Annotated in this window: 23 protein-coding genes and 1 pseudogene; 12 read left to right on the forward strand and 12 right to left on the reverse strand. The window is 73.6% G+C overall.

Annotated elements, in window-relative coordinates:
• Window positions 1-128 precede the first annotated feature (128 nt).
• From K7396_RS10930 to K7396_RS10940, 3 genes are all read right to left on the reverse strand, one after another.
• Window positions 129-407 carry a hypothetical protein gene (locus K7396_RS10930; RefSeq protein ID WP_223659865.1) on the reverse strand — a complete coding sequence of 93 codons (279 nt, stop codon included), beginning with the start codon at window positions 405-407 and terminating at the stop codon, window positions 129-131.
• A 120-nt stretch (window positions 408-527) separates the two neighbouring features.
• Complete coding sequence (locus K7396_RS10935; protein ID WP_086718322.1) at window positions 528-1181, reverse strand: hypothetical protein; 654 nt, start codon at window positions 1179-1181, stop codon at window positions 528-530.
• 117 nt (window positions 1182-1298) lie between these two features.
• The gene (locus K7396_RS10940; protein ID WP_086718321.1) at window positions 1299-3542 is read right to left on the reverse strand and encodes an MMPL family transporter; all 2244 of its coding nucleotides are present in this window, start codon (window positions 3540-3542) and stop codon (window positions 1299-1301) included.
• Between the two features lie 457 nt (window positions 3543-3999).
• Here K7396_RS10940 and K7396_RS10945 point away from each other — a divergent pair, with 457 nt between their 5' ends.
• From K7396_RS10945 to K7396_RS10980, 8 genes and pseudogenes are all read left to right on the forward strand, one after another.
• Window positions 4000-4140, forward strand: a complete 141-nt coding sequence (locus tag K7396_RS10945; RefSeq protein ID WP_143589101.1) for a lasso RiPP family leader peptide-containing protein — start codon at window positions 4000-4002, stop codon at window positions 4138-4140.
• Window positions 4141-4340: 200 nt separating this feature from the next.
• Window positions 4341-6218 carry a lasso peptide isopeptide bond-forming cyclase gene (locus K7396_RS10950; protein ID WP_086718320.1) on the forward strand — a complete coding sequence of 626 codons (1878 nt, stop codon included), beginning with the start codon at window positions 4341-4343 and terminating at the stop codon, window positions 6216-6218.
• 5 nt (window positions 6219-6223) lie between these two features.
• Window positions 6224-6478, forward strand: coding sequence for a lasso peptide biosynthesis PqqD family chaperone (locus K7396_RS10955; protein WP_086718319.1), 255 nt, complete (start codon window positions 6224-6226; stop codon window positions 6476-6478).
• On the forward strand, window positions 6475-6903 hold the full coding sequence (locus K7396_RS10960) for a lasso peptide biosynthesis B2 protein (protein WP_167392769.1): 429 nt from the start codon (window positions 6475-6477) through the stop codon (window positions 6901-6903). Before K7396_RS10955 ends, K7396_RS10960 begins: the two co-directional genes overlap by 4 nt.
• Window positions 6900-7532, forward strand: a complete 633-nt coding sequence (locus K7396_RS10965; RefSeq protein WP_086718317.1) for a hypothetical protein — start codon at window positions 6900-6902, stop codon at window positions 7530-7532. The genes K7396_RS10960 and K7396_RS10965 overlap by 4 nt, the downstream gene beginning before the upstream one ends.
• A 173-nt stretch (window positions 7533-7705) precedes the next feature.
• Window positions 7706-8917 carry an argininosuccinate synthase-related protein gene (locus tag K7396_RS10970; RefSeq protein ID WP_086718316.1) on the forward strand — a complete coding sequence of 404 codons (1212 nt, stop codon included), beginning with the start codon at window positions 7706-7708 and terminating at the stop codon, window positions 8915-8917.
• A 38-nt stretch (window positions 8918-8955) separates the two neighbouring features.
• Window positions 8956-9696, forward strand: coding sequence for a 2OG-Fe dioxygenase family protein (locus tag K7396_RS10975; protein ID WP_223659868.1), 741 nt, complete (start codon window positions 8956-8958; stop codon window positions 9694-9696).
• Window positions 9697-9799: 103 nt separating this feature from the next.
• Window positions 9800-10714 (forward strand): annotated as a pseudogene (locus K7396_RS10980) (DMT family transporter); the annotation flags it as partial.
• A gap of 196 nt (window positions 10715-10910) precedes the next feature.
• On the opposite strand, the gene K7396_RS10985 reads toward K7396_RS10980, so the two are convergent.
• Window positions 10911-11942: a helix-turn-helix transcriptional regulator gene (locus K7396_RS10985; protein ID WP_152104857.1), complete on the reverse strand. Its 1032-nt coding sequence runs from the start codon at window positions 11940-11942 to the stop codon at window positions 10911-10913.
• A gap of 332 nt (window positions 11943-12274) precedes the next feature.
• Here K7396_RS10985 and K7396_RS10990 point away from each other — a divergent pair, with 332 nt between their 5' ends.
• Window positions 12275-13987, forward strand: a complete 1713-nt coding sequence (locus K7396_RS10990; RefSeq protein WP_152104858.1) for a chitinase — start codon at window positions 12275-12277, stop codon at window positions 13985-13987.
• Here K7396_RS10990 and K7396_RS10995 read toward each other — a convergent pair.
• Window positions 13972-14412 carry an ATP-binding protein gene (locus tag K7396_RS10995; RefSeq protein WP_086716276.1) on the reverse strand — a complete coding sequence of 147 codons (441 nt, stop codon included), beginning with the start codon at window positions 14410-14412 and terminating at the stop codon, window positions 13972-13974. The genes K7396_RS10990 and K7396_RS10995 overlap by 16 nt on opposite strands.
• A gap of 112 nt (window positions 14413-14524) precedes the next feature.
• Here K7396_RS10995 and K7396_RS11000 point away from each other — a divergent pair, with 112 nt between their 5' ends.
• Both K7396_RS11000 and K7396_RS11005 read left to right on the forward strand, forming a co-directional pair.
• Window positions 14525-15349, forward strand: coding sequence for a helix-turn-helix domain-containing protein (locus tag K7396_RS11000; RefSeq protein WP_086716278.1), 825 nt, complete (start codon window positions 14525-14527; stop codon window positions 15347-15349).
• Window positions 15346-15609, forward strand: a complete 264-nt coding sequence (locus K7396_RS11005) for a DUF397 domain-containing protein (RefSeq protein WP_086716281.1) — start codon at window positions 15346-15348, stop codon at window positions 15607-15609. Before K7396_RS11000 ends, K7396_RS11005 begins: the two co-directional genes overlap by 4 nt.
• Window positions 15610-15656: 47 nt before the next feature.
• Here the strand turns inward: K7396_RS11005 and K7396_RS11010 are convergent, their stop codons facing one another.
• From K7396_RS11010 to K7396_RS11020, 3 genes are all read right to left on the reverse strand, one after another.
• A complete protein-coding gene (locus K7396_RS11010; RefSeq protein ID WP_086716283.1) occupies window positions 15657-17264 on the reverse strand; it encodes an alpha/beta fold hydrolase in 1608 nt (535 codons plus the stop codon).
• Window positions 17261-18562, reverse strand: coding sequence for a serine hydrolase domain-containing protein (locus K7396_RS11015; protein WP_158101094.1), 1302 nt, complete (start codon window positions 18560-18562; stop codon window positions 17261-17263). The genes K7396_RS11010 and K7396_RS11015 overlap by 4 nt, the downstream gene beginning before the upstream one ends.
• 324 nt (window positions 18563-18886) lie before the next feature.
• Complete coding sequence (locus K7396_RS11020; RefSeq protein WP_174886966.1) at window positions 18887-20551, reverse strand: N,N-dimethylformamidase beta subunit family domain-containing protein; 1665 nt, start codon at window positions 20549-20551, stop codon at window positions 18887-18889.
• A gap of 274 nt (window positions 20552-20825) precedes the next feature.
• Here K7396_RS11020 and K7396_RS11025 point away from each other — a divergent pair, with 274 nt between their 5' ends.
• Window positions 20826-21671: a COG4705 family protein gene (locus tag K7396_RS11025; protein WP_086716287.1), complete on the forward strand. Its 846-nt coding sequence runs from the start codon at window positions 20826-20828 to the stop codon at window positions 21669-21671.
• 164 nt (window positions 21672-21835) lie between these two features.
• On the opposite strand, the gene K7396_RS11030 is transcribed toward K7396_RS11025, so the two are convergent.
• The 4 genes from K7396_RS11030 to gatA all read right to left on the reverse strand — a co-directional run bounded on the left by K7396_RS11030 (window position 21836) and on the right by gatA (window position 26122).
• Window positions 21836-22666, reverse strand: a complete 831-nt coding sequence (locus K7396_RS11030; protein WP_086716290.1) for a methyltransferase domain-containing protein — start codon at window positions 22664-22666, stop codon at window positions 21836-21838.
• A gap of 198 nt (window positions 22667-22864) precedes the next feature.
• Window positions 22865-24373: an Asp-tRNA(Asn)/Glu-tRNA(Gln) amidotransferase subunit GatB gene (gene gatB / locus K7396_RS11035; protein WP_086716292.1), complete on the reverse strand. Its 1509-nt coding sequence runs from the start codon at window positions 24371-24373 to the stop codon at window positions 22865-22867.
• Between the two features lie 16 nt (window positions 24374-24389).
• A complete protein-coding gene (locus tag K7396_RS11040; protein ID WP_030087700.1) occupies window positions 24390-24623 on the reverse strand; it encodes a hypothetical protein in 234 nt (77 codons plus the stop codon).
• Between the two features lie 5 nt (window positions 24624-24628).
• Window positions 24629-26122, reverse strand: coding sequence for an Asp-tRNA(Asn)/Glu-tRNA(Gln) amidotransferase subunit GatA (gene gatA, locus K7396_RS11045; protein WP_086716294.1), 1494 nt, complete (start codon window positions 26120-26122; stop codon window positions 24629-24631).
• Window positions 26123-26159: the final 37 nt, after the last annotated feature.

Below are 26159 nucleotides of genomic sequence, written 5' to 3' on the forward strand. Positions count from 1 at the left end.
CCGGCGATCCGGCAGTGGGACCCGGAAGGCGAAGCGCCCGGCCCGGTGCGGAGAGCACCTGGGGCCGGGCGGACGGCTGTGGGGCGGACGGCGGGGCCGGCACCTGGGGCGCCATGGGAGCCGCCCGGTCAGGCGGTGGCGCGGCGGATCCGCGGCCACCTGCCCCGGGTACTCACCCGCCCTTCGGGTTCGTCCGTCCCGGAACGTGCGCCGCGGCGGGCGGACGGCGCGGTGCCGGCCGCCTCGCGCGCCAGGCGCTGCCGGTCGGCCTCGCGGCGCAGCTCCTCGTGACGGATCCGGATCTCCAGCTCGGAGCGGTACATGGTGTCTCCCCTGACGACGGTGCGGTGGTGTGCCGACGGCTTGTCGATGTGCTCAAGCCTCGTCGCCGAGGGGGTCCGCCGCATCGGGAGAGTTCCCGATCTCCGGCCCCGGGCGGTGCCCGGAAGTCCGCGGTGACGCCCGCGGGTTCCTCAGGGCGCCGCCCGTGGCACCCGTCCGGTGCTTAGGGAAGCGTCCCGGGGGCCTTACGGGGCCGAGGGTCCGGCGCCCGCGGGGGCCTTGGGGACGGTGGGCATGCTGCCGAACAGGTCGAGGTACATGCCGGCGGAGATCAGGATCCCCACCACGCCGAGCGCCAGCCCTCCCCAGGCGACGGCCCGCACCCAGGTGGCGCGCGGGCGGGTCAGCACCACCGCGGCCACGGCCAGCGCGAGCACCGCGAAGAAGCCGTTGACCAGGGCGTTGGTGTGCCAGGAGGCGCCGTAGACCGCGGAGATCTGGTCGGCGGCCTGGGCCTTGCCCGACTGGACCTTGATCTGGCCCATCAGGTTCGCCCGCTCGGCCAGGGTGGTGCCGAGCCAGGTGCCGGTGACGGACGCGAGGCCGAGGCCCGCGGCGACGACGGCACCGGCGCCGGCGGCGATCTGCGCGCTGGCGCGGGCGGTGACGCCGGTGTCGTGGTCGGGATCGTCGGCGCCGTCGTCCGCTTCGAGGCCGGTGGCCTCGTCCTGCGCGGCGAGGGCGGCGTTGTCGTCGTCGTGCTCGTCGACCTTGGCGCCTGCCTTACCGGCCGCCTCGGCCTCGGTGGTCTCCGGGATCGCAGCAGTCTCCTTGGCCCCCTGCGCCGGCACGGTCTTCTCGTCGTCGGTTCGGTTCTCGGTCGTCCTGGTCGTTCCCATGGGCGCGACCGTAGGTGCCGCGTCTGAGAGCGAGATGAGAACGGGGGCGGCCGGCGGGCGCCGGTGGGCGACACGCCGGGCGCGAGGGTCCCGCCGGGCGCCGTCCGGTGCCGAGTCCTACGCCTTCACCAGCGGTTTCTCCCCGCCTCGCGGTCCGGGCGGCGCCGCCGTGCCGGGCTCCGGCGGCGGCTCGATACTGATCCGGGGCAGCCACCGGTCGAGCCAGGACGGCAGCCACCAGTTGGCGCCGCCCAGCAGATGCATCAGGGCGGGCACCAACAGCGTGCGGAGCACGAAGGCGTCCAGGGCGACGGCGCAGGCCAGGCCGATGCCGAACATCGCGATGGTCCGGTCGCCGCTGAGGACGAAGGCCGCGAACACCGCGATCATGATGACCGCCGCCGAGTTGATCACCCGGCTGGTCTCGGTCAGGCCGACCCGTACCGCCCGGCGGTTGTCGCGGGTCAGCTGCCACTCCTCGTACATCCGCGAGACCAGGAACACCTGGTAGTCCATGGACAGGCCGAAGAGCACCGAGACCATGATGACCGGCAGGAACGGTTCGACCGGGCCGGCGCTGCCCAGGCCCAGCAGTTCGCTGCCCCAGCCCCACTGGAAGACGGCGACGACGATCCCGAAGGACGAGGCGACGGCCGCGACGTTCATCAGCGCGGCCTTGAGGGGGATGCCGATGCTGCGGAAGGCGAGCAGCAGCAGGACCGAGCCGAGCGCGACGACGACGCCGATGAAGAGCGGCAGCTTGCCGACGATGACGGACGCGAAGTCGTCGTAGCTCGCGGTGATGCCGCCGACCCGCACCCGCAGCGTGCCGTCCCCCCGCGCCGCGGGCAGCACGTCGGCGCGCAGGCGGGTGACCAGGTCGGAGGTCTGCCGGGACTGCGGGGAGGTGGTGGGGACGACGGTGATCACGCCGGTGCGGTGGCCGCCGTCGTACTCGGGCGCGCCGGCCCGGGCGATGCCGGGTGTCTCCCGCAGCCGTTGCGGCAGCTTGCCGAAGGCGATCCGGTCCTGGGGTCCTTCCAGGGTGGCGACGAGGGTCAGCGGCCCGTTGGACCCGGGGCCGAAACCGCTGCCGTGTCCGTCGCCCGCCAGCAGGTCGTAGGCCCTGCGGGTGGTCGAGGAGGCGGGGTTGTTGCCCTGGTCGGAGGTGCCCAGATGCAGTCCGAGGGTGGGGAGCGCGAGGACGGTCATCAGGGCCGCGGCGGCCGTTCCCAGGAGCTTGGGGTGGCGCTCGACGAAGCCGGACCAGCGGGCGGCGATGCCGGCGGGCCGCTCGGGCCGCGGTCCCCGCTCGGCCAGCCGACGGCGCTCCCTCCGGCCGAGCGCCCGCGTCCCGATCAGCCCGAGCAGCGCCGGCAGCAGGGTGACGGCGGCGGCCACGGTCAGGACGACGGTCAGCGAGGCGGCGAGGGCGACGCCGTTGAGGAAGCTCAGCCGCAGGACCAGCATGCCCAGCAGCGCGATGCAGACGGTGGCCCCGGCGAAGACGACCGCGCGCCCGGACACCGTGACGGCGCGGACGGCGGCCTCGGCGACCGGCAGCCCGGCCCGCAGCCCCTTGCGGTGCCGGGTGACGATGAACAGCGCGTAGTCGATGCCGACGCCGAGACCGATCAGCATGCCGAGCATCGGGGCGAAGTCGGCGACGGTCATGACGTGGCCGAGCAGGGTGATGCCGGCCGAGGCGGTGCCCACGGCGGCCAGCGCGGTGACGATCGGCAGCAGGGTCGCGGCGAGCGACCCGAAGGCGAGGAAGAGCACCACGGCCGCGGCGCCGAGTCCGATGAGTTCCGGGAGCTGGGCGCGCGGCGCCTCGGTCAGCGCGATCCCCGCGCCGCCGAGTTCGACCTGGAGGCCGGGGCCCGACGCGGCCCGCGCGGTGTCGACGACCGTGCCGACCTGGGCGGGGTCCAGGTCGTCGGTGGCCCGGTCGAAGACCACGGAGGCGTAGGCGGTGTGCCCGTCCCCGCTGATCCGCCGGGCGTCCGGGTCGTCGGACGGGCCTGCGCCCCGCTTGCCGTAGGGGCCGTGCACCTCGGCGACGCCGGGCAGCGCGGCGACCTTGTCCAGGGTGCGTGTCATGGTCCTGCGGACCGCGGCGGAGCGTACCGTTCCGGAGTCCGTGTGCCACACGATGCTGTCGCTGTCCCCGGACTGCCCGGGGAAGGCCCGGTCCAGCAGGGCGGCGGCCCGCCCGGATTCGGTCCCCGGCACCTCGTAGTTGTTGGAGTACGCCGGTCCCATGACCCCCGCGGCGGCGGCGACGCCCGCGAGGGCGGCCAGCCAGAGGGCGATCACCACGATGCGGCGCCTGAGACACCACCGAGCCAGAGCGGTCACGGACCTCGTCTGCTTCCCGGGTCGTGCGTCGATATCTCCCGGGAGCGGGTGGTGCCGAGCGCGGATGTACGGGGGGACGGGCGGCCCGCCGGGTGCCCGTGAGGGAGCGGCGGGCCCCTCTTCGGTGCAGGGTGTCAGCCCAGGGAGATCCTTTGCGGTGTTTGTGGACTTCCCCACAAAGAGCCCGGAATGGGGAACTCGCTCCCGGCCCCGGTTGTGACCCTCAAGGCCGTCGCCCCGCACGGTCGCCGCGTGCGCCGGGAGCGGGCGGCGCACGCGGCGGTTTTTTTCGGCCGTCCGTTTTCCGGTTGTCACCCGCCAAGAGCTGACATTCTCCTGAACTCCCGGCATTCCGGCGGCCTACTTGTGCGGTATGGGTCACATTCCCGGTGTCCGCCCGGTGCTAGATTCCGGCACCGCAAGCCCGTGTCACTCATCGCCGGTAACGGAGGTTGCCATGAACGAGCACGCCGAGCAGGCGCAAGCACCCACGGAGTACGTCCCGCCGACGCTGGTCGAGGTCGGCGAGTTCACCGAGGACACATTGGGCAACTGGCACGGCACGTCGCCCGACTGGTTCTTCAACTACTACTGGTAGACCGCCCGGCCGCCACGCGGCCGACGCCATGACGGGGGAGCCGGGTCCGCGGACGCGGGGCCGGTCTCCTTCTCTCTTCGCTTCACGGCGCGCCGGACCGCCACGGCATCCGGGCGCACGCCGTACGTCCCGCGGGCCCGCTCTGCGCCCGGGGGACCAGGGGGAACGACGGGGGGGCACAGCAGATGAGCGCGGGGTTCGTGGTCCTGCCCGACACCGCCGACGGCGCGGCGGTCCGGGCGCTGTTGCCGTTCGCGGACGCCCAGGTGGTCCCGCACGCCTCCGGGCGGCCGTGGCTGGTCGGCCGGTGGCCCCACGACCAGGTGACGGTGGCCGCGGCGGGCCCGGCGCGGCTCGCCGTGATCGGCCCGTGCCCGGTCACCGCGGACCGGCTGGCGCGCCTCGCCGCCGGCGTCTCGCGGCTGCCGGACGTGGACCGGGTCGTCCCCTCCCTGCGGGGGTCCTGCCACCTGGTGGCCTCGGTGGACGGCAGGGTCCGGTTCCAGGGCAGCCTCTCCGGGCTGCGCCGCGTCTTCCACACCCGGGTGAACGGGGTGCGCATCGCCGCCGACCGGTCCGATGTGCTCGCGGCGGCGGCCGGGAGCGGGGTGGACGAGGAGGCGCTGGCGCTGCGCGTGGCCTGCGGCCTCCAGGTGCCCTACCCGGCGAACGCGCGCAGCGCCTGGTCGGGCGTCGCCACCCTCGCCCCGGACACCTGCCTGCAGTGGGACGGCGACCGCGACCGGGAGGTGCGGTGGTGGCAACCCCCGCCCCGGGACCGGTCGTTCGAGGAGGGGGCGCAGGGCGTACGGGACGCGCTGACCGCCGTACTGGAGCAACGGCCGCCCTCCGAGGGCCGGTTGAGCGCCGACCTCTCCGGCGGACTGGACTCCACCTCGCTGAGCTTCCTGGCGGCGCGCCGCACCCCCGAGCTGCTGACCTTCCGCTGGGGCGAGGCCGAGGCCGGCAACGACGACGCGGCCTACGCGGGACTCGCGGCGGGGCTGCTCGACCGCGCCGAGCACCTGGTCGTGCCGCAGGACGAACTCCCCGGGATCTTCGCCGATCCCGCCGTCGCGGCCGCCACCGAGGAGCCGCTGTCGCTGACCCGGGCGACGGCCCGCATCCGCCGGAGCGCCCGGCTGCTCGCCGGCCACGGCTCCCGCCGGCACCTGGCCGGACACGGGGGCGACGAACTGTTCTCCCCCCTGCCCGGCTATCTCCATACGCTGATGCGCCGCCACCCGCTGACCGCTCTGCGGCACGTACGGGCCTACTGCGCGCTGACCCGCTGGCCGCTGCGGGCGACGCTCGCCGAGATCGCGAACCCCGGTACCTGCACCGGGTGGTGGCGGGAGCAGGCCGAGGAGCTGACCGCGCCCCGCCCGCCCCAGCGGCGCCCGACGCTGGGCTGGGGCCTGGGAGCGATGCGCGCGGCGCCCTGGACGACCGCCCGGGGCGTCGAGCTGGCCCGCGCGGCACTGCGCCGCGCCGCCGAGGAGGCACGGCCCCTCGCCGACGACCTCGCCACCCACACGACGCTCCTCGTGGTCCGCTCGAACACCTTCGGATACCGGCTGCTGGCGGGCCTGTACGCCGAGGCGGGCGTGCGGCTGGACATGCCGTACCTCGACGACACCGTGCTCGACGCCGTGCTGCGCGTACCGGCCCACGAGCACGCCGGGCCCTGGCGCTACAAGCCCCTGCTGGCCGCGGCGATGCGGGACATCGTGCCCGACGCGGTCCGCACGCGGTCCACCAAGGGCGAGTTCGGCGAGGACATCCGCAGGGGCCTGCGCCGCAACCTGCCCGCCGTCCTGGACGTGTGCGCCGACTCCGAGCTGGCGGCCCGCGGCCTGATCGACCCCGCCGAACTCCGCCGCCGGCTGGCCCTCCCCCAGCCGGACAACACGACGCCCCAGGCCCTGGAGAACCTGCTCGGCTGCGAGACCTGGCTGCGCGCCGCCACCGGCCGCGGCCCCACCGCCCCGCACGACGACCGCACCCCGCACACCGACGGCACCCCTGACCGGAACAGCGCCCCGCACAGCGACGGCACCGCCCCACGGAAGGTCTGACCCGTATGCGGCTCCACTCCGACGTCTCCATGACGGACACCGACGACGGCACGGTCCTGCTGCACCAGCGCACCGGCCGCTACTGGCAGCTCAACCCCACCGGCAGCCGGGTGCTGCACCAACTGCTGGCCGGTGACACCCCCGAGACCGTCGCCGCCGGACTGGCCGCCTCCTACGGCCTCGACCCGCAGCGGGCCGCGGACGACGTCGGCGCGGTGATCGGGCAACTGCGCGCCGCCGACCTCACGGTGGCGTCATGAGCCAGTCGATGACCCTGGCCGAGCGGCCCCGGCTGCCGCTGCGCCACCGGCTCCTGCCGCTGCTCGCCGTCGGCGCCGCCCGGCCGCTCGCCCGCCTCAAGCCCGCCCGGCTGCGGGCCGTCCTGGAACGCGCCCGCCGCGGTGCGGCACCGGCCGGCGCCGAGCAGGCCCGCGCCGCACGCGCCCAGGTGGTGGCCGTGAGCCTGCGCTGCGCGGGCCAAAACTGTCTGCAGCGCTCCCTGGCCACCGCGCTGCTGTGCCGGGCCCGCGGGGTGTGGCCGACCTGGTGCACCGGCGTGCGCACCCACCCCTTCGCCGCCCACGCCTGGGTCGAGGCCGACGGCCGGCTGATCGGCGAGCCGCACCCCCCGGGCTACTACAAGCCGCTGCTGACCGTCCCGCCCGAGGAGGCCGCCGTCCGATGACCACCGCGCGCACCGAGGACGCCCGCCCCTCCTCCGCCGGGCCGCTGCGCCTCGTCGAGGACCGCACCGCCGGCCCCACGACGGTGGACGTCACCGGCTACGTACGGGCGATGTCGGCCCACTGCCCGTACCTCGCGCCGTCCGTGGAGGGCGGTCTGACGCACTGGACGGTGTACGAGGCGGCCGGGGACGCGCCGGAGGTCGAGGAGGCGGTGTTCGAGGCGGGGGTGCGCGGCGCGGAGTGGCTCAGGACGCAGGCGGACCGCCGGCGCGGTGCGCTGCTGTGCGAGAACATCGCGGTCCGCGGCGCCGGCCGGGAGGTGCTGGCGTGGCCGCACTGGGCGCTGAAGAACCTCTACGCCCCGGTCGGTGTGATGTTCGGGAAGTTCCCGGTGGGCGAGCAGATGGCCGACCACCGCGGCCGCGTCGTCCCCGAGCCGCCGCTCTCGTTCCTGGTCGTCCGGTTCGTCGTACGGGCCCGCGACCCGCTCTTCCTGAGCCGCACCCCGGACCTCGCCGAGACGGTGGCGGTCGCGGCGGACGACGGGCGGGACGTCTTCGCCGGGCTCCCCCGCGACTGGAGGAACGTCAAGCTGTGGGCGCGGGAGCGCCTGCCGAAGCGGCCGTAGCGCCGCCGCGGCGGCACCGCCCCTGACCGGGAGCGGACGTGGCCGGTTCCGGCGCGCGGCGGCTGTTCCCGCGGGTGCGCCGCCCCGGAAAGATCATGTTGCAGGGGGGCCGGGGAGACGCCTGACACGTCGCCCCGGGCTCCGAAGATGATCTTTTCGGAGGAAGCACAGCCATGGCACCACCGCCCATCCGCTCGTTCTCGCAGCTCGACCTGCTCGACCCCGCCCGCCCCGTGGTGACGCTCTTCAGCGGCGGCCTCGACAGCTCGTACCTGCTCCTCAAGCTGCGGGAGCGGGGCATCCGCGACGTGCACGCCGTCAGCGTCGACATCGGCGAGGACGAGTCCACCGGCTACAAACGCCAGGTGGCCCAGGCGCTCGGCGCCGAGCTGCATGTGCTGGACAAACGCGAGGAGTTCGCCGACCGGTACGTGGCCAAGGCCATCGCCGCGCAGGCCGTCTACCTCGGCATCCACCCGGTGAGCTCCACCCTCAGCCGCCCGCTGATCGCCCGGGCGGCCGTGGAGCTGGCCGGCCGGCTCGGTGCCCAGGCCGTCCTGCACACCGCCAACCGCTCGCAGAACACCCTGCGCCGCCTCAACGGCGCGCTGGAGCTGCTCGGTTACGACGGCCCCTACGGCAGCCCGTACGACCTCAGCCCCGTCGACCGGGACCGCAAGCACGAGGAGCTGGCGGCGGCCGGCGTCGATCTGCTCGTCGGCCGGCTGGTCAGCGGCGACTCCAACCTGTGGTGCCGGGAGTTCGAGTCCGGCATCCTCGACGACCCCGAGGACCACGCGGTCCCCGAGGAGATGTACCGCTGGAGCACGGTCCGCGCGGACACCGCGCCGAGCAGGCTCACCGTCACCTTCGAGGCGGGCCTGCCGGTCGCCGTGGACGGCCGGCCGCTGCCGCTGACCGGATTGATCGCCGAGCTCAACGAGCGGGCCGGCGCCTACGGCCTGGGCCGCTACTCCGGGCTGGAGCACCTGGACCACGGGGAGAAGGTGCTCGAAATCCGGGAGATGCCCGCCGCGTCGCTGCTCCTGCGGTCCTACCGGCACGTCGAGAGCGCCTGCCTCGGCGCCGAGCTGATCCGGGAGAAGCAGCAGCTGGAGCAGATCTGGGTCCGCGAGGCCCTGGAAGGGCGCTGGTTCGGTGAACTGCGCCTCGCCACCCAGCACTTCATCGACGCCTGCGCGGCCCGCACCAGCGGCGCGGTGACCTGGGAGCTGCGGCCGGGCGGCGCGGAGACCCGCGCCATCACCGCACCGCGCCCCCGCTACCTGCGCGACCGCGAGGGATGGGAGGCGCGCGCCATCGCCCTGGAGGCCGCCGCGCACACCCCGGTCCCGGCCCCCGCCGCCGCGCCCGTCCTCGTCTGAGCCCACCACCCGCGCACACGCACAGGAGCAACCGCACGGTGAACAACCGCACTTCCGCCCCGCTCGCCCCCACCGCCCCCGCTTCCGCCGTCCGCGCGCTGGCCGGCCCCGGCGGCCACCTCATGCCGGCGCGGGAACTGTCCGCGCTGCTGGGCGTGGGCCCGGCCGACTGGGCCCGCTTCGGCGCCCATTGGGACGCGCTCACCCTGGACACGCACATGGCCGACGGCGGCACCTACCGCTTCCGCCGCTACGGCCAGTTCGACGTGGACGCCGCGACGGGCACCCTCACCCGGCTGCCGCACGCGCCGTACCTCCAGGAGAGCACCATCAACCCGCTCAACGGCGGCGTCGAGCGGCACTTCGACCCGCTGACGGACGAGTTCGCGGCCGACCCCCTGCTGCGTGCGCTGCTGCTCGCCATGGCCGCCGTGTTCACCGCCGTCGACGACACCACCGACTGGAACGTCAAGCTGCACCCGTACCGGATCACGGCGGGCGACGACCAGACCGGACAGCCCGCGCCCGAGGGCCGGCACCGCGACGGGGTCACCTTCATCACCTCGCTCATGATCAACCGGGTCAATGTGGCGGGCGGGGAGAGCGCCGTGTTCACCGACTCCGGCGAGGAGTTGCTCACCACCACTCTCACCGACCCCGGCGACCTGCTGCTCGGGGACGACCGCCGCACCCTGCACTCCGTCACCCCGCTGCACCCGCTGGACGCGACGGCTCCGGCGCACCGGGATGTCCTGGTGGTCGCCTTCACCGCCCGCTGACCGGCCCGCCACGCCGGGCCCCGGCACACCGCGATCATGGTGTGCCGGGGCCCGGCGGCCTCCCCGTCGCACGGCCGCACTCGTCGAACAAGGACCCACCGCCATGCCCCCTCTGCCCTCCCGCACCGCACGCCCCGGGAACCGGCCCCTCTGGCTCATCGATGTGCCGGTCGTGCTGGTGGCCGTCGTCTGGGGCTCCAGTTACCTGGCCGCCAAGGAACTGGCCACCACGGCCACCGTCATCGCCCTGCTCCTGCTGCGGTTCCTGGTGGCCACGCCGGTGATGGCCCTGGTCGCGGGCCGCGGGCTCACCCGGCTGAGCGTCCGGGAGACCGGCGCGGGCCTGGTGCTGGGCATGCTCCTGTCGGGCGTCCTGGTGCTGGAGACCTTCGGGGTGGTGCACACCTCGGCGACGAACGCGGGCCTCATCATCAGCCTGACCATGATCTTCACGCCGCTCGCGGAGGCCGTGGCCACCCGCACCCGCCCCACCGGGGCGTTCCTGGGCGCGGCGGCCCTGTCCGTGGCCGGTGTGGCCCTGCTGACCCAGGGGTCGGGGTTCACCGCCCCGTCGTCCGGCGATCTCCTGATGCTGCTGGCGGCCGTCGCCCGCACCGTGCACGTCATGGCCATGAGCCGGATGAAGTCGCTGCGTACGACGGACTCCGGCGCGCTGACCGTCGTCCAGTTCACCGGCGCCATCGCCGTCTTCGCGCTCGCGTCGCCCTTCGCCGCCGCCTCCCCGCTCGACGTGGCGGCCGCCTACTCGGCGCAGCAGTGGACCGCGCTCCTCTACCTGGCGCTGATGTGCACGCTCTTCGCCTTCTTCGTCCAGATGTGGGCGGTGCGCCGTACCTCCCCGTCCCGTGTGAGCCTGCTGCTGGGCACCGAGCCGCTCTGGGCGGCCGTGATCGGCGTCGCCGCCGGCGGGGACCGGCCCGGCCTGCTCGGCGCGGCCGGGGCGGTCCTGGTCCTCATCGGTACGACATGGGGACGGCAGGCGGCGGCACCGGGAGCCGTGACGGAGGGGGACGGGCCGGCTGCTTCCGGGGAGGACGAGCCGGTCGCGGCGCCGGAGGGCGGGTCCGCCGGGGCGGAAGGCGGGTCCACCGGGAGGAAAGACGGGTCCGCCGCGGCGGAGGGCGGACCGGCCCCGGCCCAACAGGCCGGTGCGGCCTGACGGGAGACGCCGGGCGCCAAGGGGAGCTCCCTAGCTAGGCCACCACTCCCCCGAGCTCGACCCGGGAGAGCAGCCCCCGCTCGACGGCCATCATGCCCGCCTGGAACCTGCTGTCCGCCCCGAGCTTGGTCAGCAGCGGGGTGATGGTCCGCCGGAGGGTGCGGTCGGAGACCCCGAGGTTGCGGGCGATGGCGCTGTCCTTGAGGCCGGCGGCGAACATCCGCAGGACCATCTCCTCGCGCTCGGTCAGCGCCGCCCGGCACGCCACCTGCCGGGACTCGTCCGCCCCGGCGTCGGCCAGCCGCTCCGCGTACACCCAGCAGTGCTCGAAGACCTGCCGCAGCAGGGCGCACATCGCGACGCCGTGGATCTCCAGCGCCGTCACCTCGTCGCTGTCCGAGCTCAGGGTGACGAGCGCCTGCGCGTCGTCGACCAGGGTGAGCCGGAACGGCAGCGTCATCGCCAGCCGCACCCGGGCGCCCGCGCGCCGCAGTCCGCTCAGGTGCGCCTGGCCCGCCGGGTTGTCGGGGGTCGAGTGCAGATAGAGGGCGCGCAGCGACACCCCGCGGGCGAGGACCTGGCCGCTGCGGCGGGCGGCCTCGCCCCAGCGTTCCGGGGCGGCCGAGTCGTTCGGGCGCAGCGCGAGGATCTCGCGGCGCGCCGCGGCCGCCATGGCGTCCAGGCTCTCCGCGATCCGCTGCTGCCCCACCAGTACCTCCACCCGGGCGTGCTGCGGGGCGCCGGAGGACCGGAAGGCGGGCAGGCTGTCGGCCAGGGCGCCGAAGGCGGCGCGCAGCGAGCGCAGTCCGACGAGCCGGTCCGCCGTCGTCTGTTCGGCGGTGTCCAGCAGCAGCGCGAACGCGGTCTCCGGTGACACCGGGACGGGCAGCGCCCCGTCGCCGGACGGCCGCACCAGCCCCATGGCCGCGAGGTAGCGCAGGACCTCCTGGAACTGACGGCTCGTCATACCGAGTTTGTCGGCGGCCCGCCCGGGCGGGCAGTCGCCGTCCAGCAGAAGTAAGTTGAAGACCTCGTCGGCACGGTCGGGACCCGGACGCGAACGCATGACACCTCCACGAAAAGTGTGTGTCACGGCGTCATCGGCGTGGGTGGCGAGTACCCGGTCCGCCTCTCCGGAGGGCCCGGACCGAGTTGCAGGGATGTTAGGCGGAGGTCACCTCCACTGTCCACGCCCGGTCTCTCATCGTGGACCGCACCCACCTCACCGGCCGCGCGGGCCCGCCCCAGGGCACCACCCCGCCCAACTCCCCCTTGTGCCGCACCCCTTGACCGCCCTATTGGTCTGAACCATTCTGTGCCCAGGAGCGGTGGCCACCGTCTTGCTGCAGTCCTCCCCGCGTTCTCCCCGTGTTCCCCCCTTCGGCACTGGAGACAGCCATGCCTCGCACCGCATCCCCCCGGCCGGCCCGCCGCAGCCGCCTGTTCGCGGCGGCGCTGACGGCGCTCGCCGCCGCGGCGGCCACCCTGTCCGGTTCCACCCCGGCCGCCGCGGCCGATGTCAACGCCGCCCGCAACGCGGGCTACGAATCCGGCCTGAGCGACTGGACCTGTTCGGCGGGCAGTGGCAGCGCCGTCGGCTCCCCCGTCCACAGCGGCACCGGCGCCCTGAAGGCCACCCCCACCGCCTCCGACAACGCCACCTGTTCCCAGACCGTCGCCGTCGTGCCCGGCGCGACCTACCGGCTCAGCGCGTACGTCCAGGGCTCCTACGTCTACCTGGGCGCCTCCGGAACCGGCACCACGGACGCCGCCACCTGGACACCGTCCACCACCGGCTGGCAGCAGCTCAGCACCACCTTCACCACCGGCCCCACGACCACGTCCGTCACGGTCCACACCCACGGCTGGTACGGACAACCCGCCTACTTCGCCGACGACTTCAGCGTCCTCGGTCCCGACGCCGGGGGCGGCACCGACCCCGGACCCGAGGTCCCCGCCGTGCCCGGCGGCCTCGCCGCCGGCACGGTGACCCCGTCCTCCGTGGCCCTGTCCTGGAACCCGGTCCCCGGCGCCACCGGCTACACGGTCTACCGCGACGGCACCAAGTACCAGGCGGTGGGCGGCACATCGGCGACGGTCTCGGGCCTGTCCCCCGCCACCGCGTACCGCTTCCAGGTCACGGCCACCAACGCGGCCGGCGAATCGGCCCGCTCATCGGAGATCACGGCCACCACCGCCCGCTCGGGGGACGGCGGCCACCCCGCCGTCCCGGCGCACGCGGTCACCGGCTACTGGCAGAACTTCGACAACGGCGCGACGGTCCAGAAGCTCGGCGACGTCCCCGGCCAGTACGACATCATCGCGGTCGCCTTCGCCGACGCCACCACCACGCCCGGCGCCGTCACCTTCACCCTCGACTCGGCCGGCCTCGGCGGCTACACCGTCGACCAGTTCAAGGCCGACATCAAGGCCAAGCAGGCGGCCGGGAAGTCGGTGGTCCTCTCCGTCGGCGGCGAACGGGGCACGGTCTCCGTCAACGACGCCGCCTCGGCCGCCAACTTCGCCACCAGCCTCTACTCCCTCATGCGGCAGTACGGCTTCGACGGCGTCGACATCGACCTCGAAAACGGCCTCGACCCGACCTACATGAGCCAGGCCCTGCGCTCGCTCTCCCAGAAGGCGGGCGGCGACCTCGTCCTCACCATGGCGCCGCAGACCCTCGACATGCAGTCCACCTCCAGCGGCTACTTCCGGACCGCGCTGAACGTGAAGGACATCCTCACCGTCGTCAACACGCAGTACTACAACAGCGGTTCGATGCTCGGCTGCGACGGCAAGGTCTACTCCCAGGGCACCGTCGACTTCCTCACCGCGCCGGCCTGCATCCAGCTCGAAGGCGGCCTCGCCCCCTCCCAGGTAGGACTGGGCCTGCCCGCCTCCCCCCGGGCCGCGGGCAGCGGCTACGTCGCCCCGGGCGTCGTCAACGCCGCCCTGGACTGCCTCACCAAGGGCACCGGCTGCGGCTCCTTCAAGCCCGCCCGGACCTACCCGGGCCTGCGGGGCGCGATGACCTGGTCGACCAACTGGGACGCGGCGAGCGGCAACGCCTGGTCCGGCGCGGTCGGGCCGCACGTTCACGGCCTGCCGTAACCCTTGCCGTAAGCGCGGAACTCGCACCACACGATCTTCCCCGGCACGCGCTCGCCGACGCCCCACGCGTCGGCGAGCGCGGAGACCAGCAGCAGCCCCCGCCCGGACTCGCCCTCCGCTCCCCCGTCGCCGGACACCGGTGCCGGCACCCGCGGCTCCCCGCCACCACTGTCGTGCAGCTCGACGCGCAGCAGCCCGTCCTCGTCCAGCGACAGGCACAGCCGGTAGCCGCGACCGGGCGGGACGCCGTGCAGCAGGGCGTTGGTGGCCAGCTCGCTCACGCAGAGCAGGACATCGTCCATGAGGTGCCGCAGGTCCCACGCGATCAACGCGGCACGGGCGAACGCCCTGGCCCGCGACACGGATCGGCGCTCGCGCCGGTAGAACGCCGTACGGGCGCAGAGCGTCTGAATCTCCTTGTGCATGGCGCCACTGTCACAGTGCGTAACTATGCTGGGCCACAGTGTCAGGTCGTACAGATCCGTTGTACGACTTCTGGCTGTGTCATGCCGTCGCGGGGAGGGGAAGGCAGAGCGCATGCACCCGGCGAACAAACCGAAGAGGATCACTTCCTGGCATGTGATCGGCGCCCAGCTGAGCCACTTCCGGAAGGCCGCCCGCATCACCCAGCCCGAACTGGCCGAACAGGTCGGGCTCCACGAGGACACGATCGGCTCCATCGAGCAGGGCCGTCGGCCACTGAAGATCGACCTTGCCGAAACTCTCGACGAAATCCTCGGTACGAAGGGGGCTTTGGCGGTCGCGGTGGCCAAGGTCCCGGAACGGGAGAAGCTGCCCGCGTTCGTCCAGGACCTGGTGGAACACGAGGAGGAGGCCCTGACGCTGCTGTCGTACGAAAACCAGGTGGTCCCTGGGCTGTTGCAGACCGAGCCCTACGCACGAGCCACCTTCGATTCCCTCTACCCACCGTTGGACGAGGGCCAGACCGAGGAGTGGGTTTCCGGACGCATCGACCGACAGAAATTGCTGGAGCGCAAAAAGCCTCGGCCCATGCTCAACTTCATCCTCGAAGAGGTGGTGCTCCACCGGCCGATCGGTGACCCGGAAGTCCTCCGCGCACAGCTGCACCATCTCCGATCATGCGCCGAACTCCCCTTCTTAGGACTCCAGGTCATGCCGACGGCCCGGCGTTCCCATGCCTCTCTGGACGGCCCGCTGGTCCTGCTGGAAACCCCCGAACACGAACACCTCGCCTACATCGAAGCGCAACGGATCAGCTTCCTGGTCGACGACCCAGATCAGGTCAGCGTGTATCAACAGGTATATGGGATGCTGCGATCGCAGGCCCTCACCCCCGATGAGACGAAGGGCCTGCTGGACGACTTGCTAGGAGAGTCATGACCAGCAATGCAGCCCAGTCCCGCCTCCACTGCCTTCACTGGATCAAGTCGAGCTACAGCGGTAGCGCCGGGGGCAACTGCCTCGAAATCGCCTACGACTGGAGCAAGTCCACCTACAGCGGCAGCGCAGGCGGCGACTGCCTCGAAGTGGCTACCTGCCCGCACGCCATCCACGTCCGCGACTCCAAGAACCCGGGCGGCCCGATGCTCACCCTGAGTGCCACGGCCTGGGCCTCGTTCCTGGCCGACGTCGCCCGCTGAGTCGGGGTGCGGCCGGGAGGCCCGACCGCACCCGCCCTCGCCACCGGCTAGTCGGCCCGCTTGACGCAGGTCCGGTCGTTCTCCGGCAGCTTGCCGGTGGCCAGGTACCGGTTGACCTCGCCGTCCACGCAGGCGTTGCCGTATTCGCCGTAGAGACCGTGGCGGTGGGCGCCCTTGAGGGTGACCAGCTTGGAGCTCGGCAGCAGCGCGTGCAGAGCCCGGCTGCTCCTGTACGTGGCGCGCGGATCGCCCGTGGCGGCCACGATCAGCGCCGGGGCGTCGCGGTGCACCGTCGTGGGCGCCTCGCGCGGCCGGTCCCAGAAGGCGCACGGTCCGATGTTGCGGGTCAGCGGGCCGAACAGCGGATGCCGGGCGCGGTGGCGCTCGATGTCCCGCCAGTAGCGCTCGGGGTCGCGCGGGGCCGGCTTGTCCCCGCAGATGATCGCCGACTGCGCCGCGGGGGACTTCGCGTCGTCGCCGGTCAGCATGCCCCGCAGCACCACGGTGAACTCCGGCGACAGCCGGGTCGGCCGTCCGGCGGCGGCGCGGGCCAGTACGGACAGCTGCTCGGCGAGGGTGTTCCGCTGCCGGGCGGTGTCGTCCGCGATCCCGGCCACGAGCAGGGACGGCACCTGGGTGTCGTCGAGCCGGAAGGCGTGGGGGGCGGTGCCGACCGTGAGCGGGCCGCGCCCGGACGCCACGACGATCCGGTGGACGGTGGCGAGCACGGCGGCGCGGCTGCGGCCCAGACCGTAGGTTCCGTCGCGGCGCGCGGCCCAGGCGGCCCAGGCGGAGAGGGCCCGCTCGTTCTCGGGCTCGGCGCCCCGCAGCAGCCGGGGGTTGTAGTCGTCCGGGGCGAGGGCGCCGTCGAGCACCGTCCGGTCGAAGCGGCCGGGGAACATCTGGGTGTACACGGTGCCGAGGTAGGTGCCGTACGAGTAGCCCAGGTAGGAGATCTTCCGCTCGCCGAGCACACCGCGGATGACGTCCATGTCGCGGGCCGTGTTGCGGGTGCTGATGTACGGCAGCACCGGCGCGTTGGTGGCCCGGCACTTGTCGGCCAGGCCCTTTTGCAGGGCGACCTGCCGCTCGAAGCTGTCCCGGCCGAGACCGGCCGCGAGGACGCTGGTGCCGACGGGCCAGTGGCAGTCCAGCGGGGTGCTGCGGCCGACGAAGCGCGGGTCGAAGCCGATGATGTCGTAGCGGGGGCCGGCCTCCTTCATCGCCGTGCGGATGTCCGGCGGGGACTCCAGGGCGGGGCCGCCCGGACCGCCGTTGTTGAGGAGGATCGAGCCGATGCGGTGCCGGGTGTCGGTGGCCTTCAGCCGGGAGACCGCGACGGTGATCGTCCGGCCCCGGGGGTCGGCGTAGTCCAGCGGCACGGTCACGTCCGCGCACCGCACGCCGGCCTTCGCCAGGTCGTGGCCCGTCCTGTCGCCGGGGCCCTGGACGCAGCTGCCCCAGACGGGACGCTGCCGGTAGTAGCGGTCAAGGCCGGCCCCTTGGGCGTGCCCGGCGGTGGCCGCGGCGCGTTCGTGGCCCGCTGTGGGGCGCGCGGTGGCCGTGGCCGGAGTGGGGGAAGCGGTGAGGCAGGCGGCGGCGAGGGCGAGGCCCGCGGCCGAGGCGCGGCGCAGGGCCGGGCTGAGGGTGGTCACTCGGTCTCCTTGGGCTGGTGAGTACGGCCGGGGGCGCAGAACGCGCGGTCGACGACGGCGCGGAAGGCGTCCTCCGCCCGGTCGGTGTCCGGCACCTTGGTGAGGGCGAGGGCGATGCCGCGGCCGTCGGGGGTGCTCGCGCCGAGCGCGCGGTGTCCGCCGGGCACCGTCCCGCTGTGCCCCCACCACATCCCGCCGCACGACAGCGGGGAGGCGATCAGGCCGAGCCCGTACCGGGCTCCGGGCCACAGCCGCCGCGGGTCGGCGGGGACGGTGCGCTTCATCTCGGCGAGCCAGTGCGCGGGCACCAGCCTCCCGCCGAACAGGCCGCGGTAGAACCGGTTCACATCGGCGGGGGTGGAGATCAGCGCGCCGCCCGCGCCGCCGAAGGTGGTGTTCCATGCGGTGCCGTCCACCAGGGGCGCCCCCTGCGGCCGCGCATGGCCCTGCTGTCCCGGCCCCGCTCGCCCGGTGCCCGCTCGCCCGGAGCCCTCTCGCCCGGAGCCCTCTCGGCCGGTGCCCTCTCGGCCGGTGCCCTCTCGGCCGGATCCCTGCCGGTCGGAGTCCCGCCGGCCGGGGTCGGGGAAGTAACTGTGCGAGTGCGGGCCCCGGATGCGCGTGGTGTCGCCGGGCCAGTAGGTGTCGCGCAGCCCGAGGGGCCGGAGGATCCGGCGGGTCACCTCCGTCTCGACGCCGCGCCCGGTGGCCTTCTCGACGACGAGTCCGGCGAGGAGGGCGTTGGTGGTGGCGTAGTGCCACTTCCCCTGCGGGTGCGGCATCTTCAGGGCGGCGGCGATCAGTTCGCGGGGCGCGAAGTGGCGGAACCGCCACTCCTCCACGGGGCGCCGGCCGAGGGATTCGGTGTAGTCGGGAAGGCCGCTGGTGTGCTGGAGGAGGTCGCGTACGGAGATGGTGCGCCCGTCGTAGCCGTTGCCCCGGATCAGTCCGGGCAGATGGCGCTCCACCGGGTCGTCCAGTCCGAGCCGGCCCTCCGCGGCGAGCTGCACCACGACCGTGGCGGTGAACGTCTTGGTGATGCTGCCGATCCGCAGCCGGTCCCCGGCGTTCATCGGGCGGCCGCTGCCCAGGTCGGCGACGCCGCGGGCCGCCGTCCACCGGCCGCATCCCGGCTCGACCGCCTCGGCGGCCGCGCCGGGAACCCCGTACCGGGTCACCAGGGCGTCCAGGGAGCCGGCGACCGCACCGCGGGTGGCGGCGCAGCCGGCCGCGGGGGCCGCCCGGGGAGCCGCCGCGTGCGCCGTCGGCACGGCGAGCGCCAACACGGCCGAGGCCGCCACCGAGGCCGCCGTCCACGCCGTCGCGCACCGGGCCGGACGACGCGAACGCCGCGCCGGACGACGCGAGTCGAGGGGAAGTGTCTTCGCTGTGGCCAGAGGATCTCTCACACCGTCAGACGCTAGAAGCGCGCCCTTCGGCACTCACTCCGGCTGTCCCCCCAATCCCGGGTGGGGCCACCTCCCCCACCACCGCGTCCGGGAACGGGAACCCGCCTCCCCCGGGTCAGCCCGCTCCGCCGACCGGCAGTCGAGGACCGCACGCGGGCACAGCCGACGAGCACCGTACGCGGGCCCGGCCGGCCAGGGCCAGGACGCCGGAAGCGGCTAAGTCCCGTACACGCTCGCCACGTTGGCCCGGGGCGCCGGCCGGGTCTTCGCGGCGGGTCCCGCGGCGAACGCGCGGAGCAGGTTCTCGGTGGTGCGGGTGACGAAGGCTCCCGTCCGGCCGTCCATGCCGTGGTCACGCCCGTCCTCGCGCGTCCCGGCCATGAGGGCCTCGACCCACCGCATCGTGCCGGTGGCGAAGACCCCGGCGCCGCTCGGCACGGTGTAGTAGGCGGAGTCCGCGTGGCTGCTGCGGCCGTCGCAGACCAGCGGCGAGTGGGCGAGGATCTCCAGCCGGTCCGGCGTGGGCGCCTGGGGGGTGACCCGGTCGTACTCCACCCCGACGAGGTGGTCGAAGGCGTCGCCGCGCCGCACCCCGGTGCCGGCGAACAGCCAGTGGTCGGCACTGTGGACGACGTACGGCGCGTCCGTGGGGTAGCCCTCGTAGAAGACGCCGGTCAGGGCGGACTCCGGGGCGGCGGCGGGCGGTTGGCGGAAGTCGTGGGTCGGCGGGGCCCCGTGCGGACCGGCGAAGCGCGGATCGTCCCGGTAGGAGGTCTTGTAGCAGACCACGGTGCGCAGGGCGCCGGACGGTCCCGGCTCCAGCCTGACCCGGCGGAAGCAGGCGTTGGCCCCCAGGAAGGCCAGATTGGTGCCGGTGTCGCGGGCCCGGGTGACGTGCAGGCGCTGCTCCGGGGTCCAGTACTCGTCGTGGCCGGGCGAGAGCGCCGCCGTGGCGCCCCGCAGCGCCGACGGGTCGCGGTGCACGTCCACGCCGGTGGTGTAGGCGAGCGGGAGGCCCAGCCGTTCCGCCAGGACCACCAGCGCGCGCTCGTAGACCAGGAACTTCCCGGCGCCGTTGGTGTCGTAGGGCCGGTCGAAGCTGACGGCCAGCGACCGCGTCCCGTACGCGCCGTCCGCGCCGCGGTAGAGGCTGTAGCCGCCCCACGCGTTGTACGCCTGCCAGGTGGCCACCGCGTGCATCAGCACCGTACGGCCCGTGGCGTGTGCCGAGCGGACGATCAGCGGGACGTACCGCTGGTGGCCGTGCTCGGCGTCCAGCCGGAGCAGATAGGCGCCCGGCGGCCAGCCGTCGGCGCGCACCGCGAGGCTGCGCCGCCAGTCGGCCCGTACGCCGCGGGTCCCGGGCAGCAGCCGCGGGCCGCGCTGGCGCCGGCCGGCCACCCGGCCCGACCGCCAGACCAGCCGGGCCTGGGCACCTCGGTACCAGCCCACCCGGTAGGCCGCCACACGGAACCCGGGTGCGGTGGTCGAGACATACAGCCCGAACTCCTCGCCCGGCAGGACGCTCGCCTTGTCGGTGTAGCCCTGCACCGCGTCGGGCGGACCGGCCGAACGGATCCGCCAGTCGGGGTTTCCCGGCCGCTCCCGCTCCGCGGCGAGGTCCGGCTGCTCACCGCCCGTGGGACCCCCGCCGGGACCCGCGCCCGACGTGGCGTCACAGCCGGCGGTCACCCCAGCGGCGAGGCCGGCGGCGCCCACGGCCGCGACGCCGAGGAACCGACGGCGGCCCAGACCGCCGGGGCCGCCCGCACGGTCCGGATGTCCGGCACCGCCCGGGCCGGCGGGGCCGACGGGGCCGCTCGCGTCACCGCGTTCCGCGCGGCCCCGGCGCCGCTCACCGTGTCGTGGGTCGTCGCCCATCGCGCTGCTCCCGTACGCCCTCTGCCCGCCGAGCCGTCAGGGCGATCATCCGCCGCCCCGCACCACCGGACGATCCCGGGTGGTCCGAATGCGGGTACGGCCGCTCCCGGGCGCCGCGGACCGGAGGCGGTCACGGGGCCCCCTTCTCGACCGTCTACAGTCATGTAGACGAAAGCCGGGAGCCGCTACCCGATCACACCTGGTCGGCTGAACGGCGCCCGGAATGCCACAGATCGCGAACACGGCGCACCGCGCCGGGAGGGCGGACATGACAATGTCGCAGTCGAGCGGCGAGACACTGGCCCGGCCCGTGGGCGCGGGACGCTCCCGCATCCCCGTGCCCGAGGGTGGACCCCTGCCGGGCCTGAGCAAGGTCCCGCAGGTCACAGCCCTGTTCTGGGGAGTGAAAGTCCTCACCACCGGCATGGGCGAGACGGCCTCGGACTACCTCGGCCGGACGCTCGGCCCGATACCGGCCGGCAGCCTGGGACTCGCCGGGCTGGCGGCCCTGCTGATCCTCCAGTTCCGGACCACCCGCTACCGGCCCTGGATCTACTGGTCCGCCATCGTCATGGTCAGCGTGTTCGGCACCATGGCCGCCGATGTCGTCCACGTCATCGCCGGCATCCCCTATACGGTCTCGGTGATCGCCTTCTCCGCCGGGCTGGCCGCGATCCTGACGGCCTGGTACGCCACCGAGGGAACGCTCTCCATCCACAGCGTCCGCACCCGCCGCCGCGAGACGTTCTACTGGGCGACGGTGCTCGCCACCTTCGCCCTCGGCACGGCGGTCGGCGACCTCACCGCCGGCACCCTCCACTGGGGCTACCTGCCGTCCGCCCTCCTGTTCACCGCCCTCATCGCGGTGCCCGCACTGTCCGGGCGCTTCCTCGGCCTCAACGCCGTCGCCGCGTTCTGGTGGGCGTACGTGCTGACCCGGCCGCTCGGGGCTTCCTTCGCCGACTGGATGGGCGTCTCCACCGCCCGCGGCGGCCTCGGCTGGGGAACGGGACCGGTCACGCTGGCACTCATCGTCCCGATCGTGCTGCTCGTGGGCTACCTGGCGATCAGTCACAAGGACACCCCGGCCGGGCGACCGGCCAAGGACGCCACCGCCTGACGGAGCACGGAGGAGCGGCGGGCCGGAGCATCCCCGCCACGCCCGCCGCACCGACCCGCCCGGACGGACGGAGAACCGGACGGACGACGCCCCGTCCTGACGTGACGCCACCGGAGCACCTCGCGGACCGCGCCGCTCGGGAACGGCTCCGCTCGCCGGACGCCCTACCCGAGGCCGTCCTCGGCGGGGCGGCGGCCCCAGGCCGAGATCATCGGCGAGGTGCCGACATCGAGGCGCCCGGACGCGACGGCGGCGAGGTGCCGCTCGATCTCCTCTTCCGTGGCGAGGCCCTCGGCGACGAGCTTGTCCCGTACCTGTCGCACACTGGCCGCCTCCAGGACGGCGCACGCGGGCGAGGTGACGGGGAAGTAGGCGTCGGCCTCGACCTCGACGAGGCCGGCCGCGCGCAGCAGCCGCGGCAGCTTGCGCCCGTAGGAGAGGTCGGCGCCGCGCTGTTCCAGCAACCGGCGGAAGCCGCGGCGCATCCGGTTGGCCAGCTCCTGCTCGGGGCCGTACGCGTCGGGGCAGATCTGCGGGATCAGCGCGGGGTCGGCGTCCTCGATCAGCAGCCGGCCACCGGGGCGCAACGCTCGGATCATGGAGCGCAGGGCGGCGTCGCGGTCGGCGACGTGGACGAGGACGAGGCGGGCGTGGATCAGGTCGAAGAGCCCCTCCGGGGGCGCGTCGAGGGCGACGTCGTGGCGGAGCACCTCGACGCCCTCGGCGCCGGCGGTCCCGATCCAGGAGACGTCGATGTCCGTGGCGAGCACCCGCCCGCCGGGGCCGACGCGCTCGGCGAGCCACGCGGGGACGGTCGGCCCGCCGGCCCCGACCTCCCAGCAGTGCCACCCCTTGTCGATCCCCACCGTCTCGAAGTGACGGAACGTGGAGGCGTCGAAGAGGGCCGACAGCGCCTCGAAGCGGGTGCCCGCCTCGCTCTGCCGGTTGTCGAGAAGGTACCCCTGGTCCTGAGACGTGCGGCTGTCGCGACCCATGCGCCGATCATGCCACGGTCGAACCGCTGTGCGGCGGCGGTTCTGCGCATCACGGCGGCAGCGCGGACCGCCTCCCGTACGGCCGCTCCCCTACGGAAGACGAAGCGGCCGCCCCTCCGAGGAGGGACGGCCGCTTCGTCGTTACCGGATCAGGGGTGCGTCAGCCCTCGACGCCCAGCTTCTCCGGACTGTGCTCGATTATTCCTTCGCGCCAAGGCGCTCAAGAATCAGTTCGCGCACCCGGGCCGCGTCGGCCTGGCCCCGCGTGGCCTTCATGACCGCGCCGACCAGCGCACCGGCCGCGGCCACCTTGCCACCGCGGATCTTGTCGGCGATGGCGGCGTTGGCGGCGATCGCCTCGTCGACGGCGGTGCCCAGGGCGCCCTCGTCGGAGACGACCTTCAGGCCGCGCTTCTCGACGACGGTGTCCGGGTCGCCCTCGCCGGCCAGCACGCCCTCGATGGTCTGCCGGGCCAGCTTGTCGTTGAGGGAGCCGTCCGCGACCAGCGCGGTGACCCGGGCGACCTGCTCGGGGGTGATCGGCAGGGCGTCCAGGTCCACGCCGTCCTCGTTGGCGCGGCGGGCCAGTTCGCCCATCCACCACTTACGGGCCGAGGCGGAGTCCGCGCCGGCGTCGACGGTGGCGGTGATCAGGTCGACCGCGCCCGCGTTGAGGATCGACTGCATGTCGTGCTCGGAGACGCCCCACTCCTCGCGCAGCCGGTTGCGGCGCACCCGCGGCAGCTCGGGCAGCGCGGCCCGCAGTTCCTCGACCCACTCGCGGGAGGGGGCCACCGGCACCAGGTCCGGCTCGGGGAAGTAGCGGTAGTCCTCGGCGTTGTCCTTGATGCGGCCGGCCGTCGTGGAGCCGTCCTCCTCGTGGAAGTGCCGGGTCTCCTGGACGACGGTGCCGCCCGAGGACAGCACCGCGGCGTGCCGCTGGATCTCGAAGCGGGCCGCACGCTCCACCGAGCGCAGGGAGTTGACGTTCTTGGTCTCCGACCGCGTACCGAACGTCTCGGTGCCCTGCGGGCGCAGCGACAGGTTCACGTCGCAGCGCATCTGGCCCATCTCCATCCGGGCCTCGGAGACGCCCAGCGCCTTGATGAGCTCGCGCAGCTCGGCGACGTACGCCTTGGCGACCTCGGGGGCCCGCTCGCCCGCGCCCTCGATGGGCTTGGTGACGATCTCGATGAGCGGGATGCCGGCGCGGTTGTAGTCCAGGAGGGAGTGCCGGGCGCCCTGGATACGGCCGGTGGCGCCGCCGATGTGGGTGGACTTGCCGGTGTCCTCCTCCATGTGGGCGCGCTCGATGTGCACCCGGAAGATCTCCCCGTCCTCCAGCTGTACGTCGAGGTAGCCGTCGAAGGCGATCGGCTCGTCGTACTGGGAGGTCTGGAAGTTCTTCGGCATGTCCGGATAGAAGTAGTTCTTCCGGGCGAAACGGCACCATTCGGCGATGGAGCAGTTCAGCGCGAGGCCGATCTTGATCGCGGACTCGACGCCGATCGCGTTGACGACGGGCAGCGAGCCGGGCATGCCCAGGCAGGTGGGGCAGGTCTGCGAGTTGGCGTCCGCGCCGAGAGTCGTGGAACACCCGCAGAACATCTTGGTCTTGGTGCCGAGCTCGACATGGACCTCCAGGCCCATGACGGGGTCGTAGGACGCGAGGGCGTCCTCGTACGACACCAGGTCAGTGACAGTCACGGTGAAACTTTCCCTCTCAGCCCAGCAGGACGTCGTCGTCGCCCAGGCGCTTCAGTTCGCGGTAGAGGATCGCCAGGCCGGTGACGATCGCCGCGGCCGAGACGGCGGCGTCGATCAGGCGGAGCGTGTCGTTCTCCTGGCGGGCGAGCTTGGCCTGCTTGGCGACGCTGAGGGCGCCGAACGCGGTGCTGCCGATCGACAGGTACAGGCCGCCCTTGGACTTCTTGAAGTTCTTGGCCTTCTTGGTCATGGCGCTCACAGTGCAGGTGCCTCCTCAAGCAGCGGGTGGCCCCACTTGCCGGTGAACGCGGCCTCGACCGCGGCACCGACCTTGTAGAGCCGGTCGTCGGCCATGGCAGGAGCGATGATCTGCAGGCCCACCGGCATCCCGTCCTCGGGAGCCAGGCCGCAGGGCAGCGACATCGCCGCGTTGCCTGCCAGGTTGGTGGGGATCGTGCACAGGTCGGCGAGGTACATCGCCATCGGGTCGTCGGCGCGCTCGCCGATCGGGAAGGCGGTGGTCGGCGTGGTCGGCGAAACGATCACGTCGACCCGCTCGAAGGCCTTCTCGAAGTCACGGGTGATCAGCGTCCGCACCTTCTGGGCGGAGCCGTAGTACGCGTCGTAGTAGCCGGAGCTGAGCGCGTACGTGCCGAGCATGATCCGGCGCTTGACCTCGGGACCGAAGCCGGCCTCGCGGGTCAGGGCCGTGACGTCCTCGGCGGACTTGGTGCCGTCGTCGCCGACCCGCAGGCCGTAGCGCATGGCGTCGAAGCGGGCCAGGTTGGAGGAGCACTCCGAGGGCGCGATCAGGTAGTACGCGGACAGCGCCAGGTCGAAGGACGGGCAGTCCAGCTCGACGATCTCGGCGCCCAGCTCCTTCAGCAGCTCGACGGACTCGTCGAAGCGCTGGATGACGCCGGCCTGGTAGCCCTCGCCGCGGAACTGCTTGACGACGCCGACGCGCATGCCCTCGACGCTGCCGTTGCGGGCCGCCTCGACGACCGGCGGGACCGGCGCGTCGATGGAGGTGGAGTCCAGCGGGTCGTGACCGGCGATGACCTCGTGGAGCAGCGCCGCGTCCAGGACCGTACGGGCGCACGGGCCGCCCTGGTCCAGGGAGGACGAGAAGGCCACCATGCCGTAGCGGGAGACGCCGCCGTAGGTGGGCTTGACGCCGACCGTGCCGGTGACGGACGCGGGCTGGCGGATGGAACCGCCGGTGTCCGTGCCGATGGCGAGCGGGGCCTCGTAGGAGGCGAGGGCGGCGCTGGAGCCGCCGCCGGAGCCGCCGGGGATCTTGGTGAGGTCCCAGGGGTTGCCGGTCGGGCCGTAGGCGCTGTTCTCGGTGGAGGACCCCATGGCGAACTCGTCCATGTTGGTCTTGCCGAGGATGACGACGTCGGCGGCCTTGAGCTTCTTGGTCAGCGTCGCGTCGTACGGCGGGAGCCAGCCTTCGAGGATCTTCGAGCCGACGGTGGTGGGCACGCCCTCCGTCGTGAAGATGTCCTTGAGCGCGAGCGGGACACCGGCCAGCGGGCCGAGCTTCTCGCCGCGGGCGCGCTTCTCGTCCACGGCGCGGGCCTGGGCGAGCGCGCCCTCGCGGTCGACGTGCAGGAAGGCGTGCACCTTCTCGTCGACGGCCTCGATGCGCGCCAGATGGGCCTCGGTCACCTCGACGGCGGTGACCTCGCCGGCGGCGATCTTCGCCGCGATCTCGGCGGCCGTGAGCTTGATCAGGTCTGCCATAGCCCTTGCTTCTTCGTTCGCTTCTCCGCCCGCGCGG

Origin of the sequence: Streptomyces angustmyceticus, assembly GCF_019933235.1 — a bacterium.
Lineage (GTDB): Bacteria > Actinomycetota > Actinomycetes > Streptomycetales > Streptomycetaceae > Streptomyces > Streptomyces angustmyceticus.

Bases quoted from the DNA above. Each gene is read 5' to 3' on its own strand.
- K7396_RS10930 (WP_223659865.1), bottom strand. From the start codon at position 407: ATGCGGCGGACCCCCTCGGCGACGAGGCTTGAGCACATCGACAAGCCG.
- K7396_RS10935 (WP_086718322.1), bottom strand. From the start codon at position 1,181: ATGGGAACGACCAGGACGACCGAGAACCGAACCGACGACGAGAAGACC.
- K7396_RS10945 (WP_143589101.1), top strand. From the start codon at position 4,000: ATGAACGAGCACGCCGAGCAGGCGCAAGCACCCACGGAGTACGTCCCG.
- K7396_RS10955 (WP_086718319.1), top strand. From the start codon at position 6,224: ATGCGGCTCCACTCCGACGTCTCCATGACGGACACCGACGACGGCACG.
- K7396_RS10960 (WP_167392769.1), top strand. From the start codon at position 6,475: ATGAGCCAGTCGATGACCCTGGCCGAGCGGCCCCGGCTGCCGCTGCGC.
- K7396_RS10965 (WP_086718317.1), top strand. From the start codon at position 6,900: ATGACCACCGCGCGCACCGAGGACGCCCGCCCCTCCTCCGCCGGGCCG.
- K7396_RS10970 (WP_086718316.1), top strand. From the start codon at position 7,706: ATGGCACCACCGCCCATCCGCTCGTTCTCGCAGCTCGACCTGCTCGAC.
- K7396_RS10985 (WP_152104857.1), bottom strand. From the start codon at position 11,942: ATGCGTTCGCGTCCGGGTCCCGACCGTGCCGACGAGGTCTTCAACTTA.
- K7396_RS10990 (WP_152104858.1), top strand. From the start codon at position 12,275: ATGCCTCGCACCGCATCCCCCCGGCCGGCCCGCCGCAGCCGCCTGTTC.
- K7396_RS10995 (WP_086716276.1), bottom strand. From the start codon at position 14,412: ATGCACAAGGAGATTCAGACGCTCTGCGCCCGTACGGCGTTCTACCGG.
- K7396_RS11000 (WP_086716278.1), top strand. From the start codon at position 14,525: ATGCACCCGGCGAACAAACCGAAGAGGATCACTTCCTGGCATGTGATC.
- K7396_RS11005 (WP_086716281.1), top strand. From the start codon at position 15,346: ATGACCAGCAATGCAGCCCAGTCCCGCCTCCACTGCCTTCACTGGATC.
- K7396_RS11020 (WP_174886966.1), bottom strand. From the start codon at position 20,551: ATGGGCGACGACCCACGACACGGTGAGCGGCGCCGGGGCCGCGCGGAA.
- K7396_RS11025 (WP_086716287.1), top strand. From the start codon at position 20,826: ATGTCGCAGTCGAGCGGCGAGACACTGGCCCGGCCCGTGGGCGCGGGA.
- K7396_RS11030 (WP_086716290.1), bottom strand. From the start codon at position 22,666: ATGGGTCGCGACAGCCGCACGTCTCAGGACCAGGGGTACCTTCTCGAC.
- K7396_RS11040 (WP_030087700.1), bottom strand. From the start codon at position 24,623: ATGACCAAGAAGGCCAAGAACTTCAAGAAGTCCAAGGGCGGCCTGTAC.
- gatA (WP_086716294.1), bottom strand. From the start codon at position 26,122: ATGGCAGACCTGATCAAGCTCACGGCCGCCGAGATCGCGGCGAAGATC.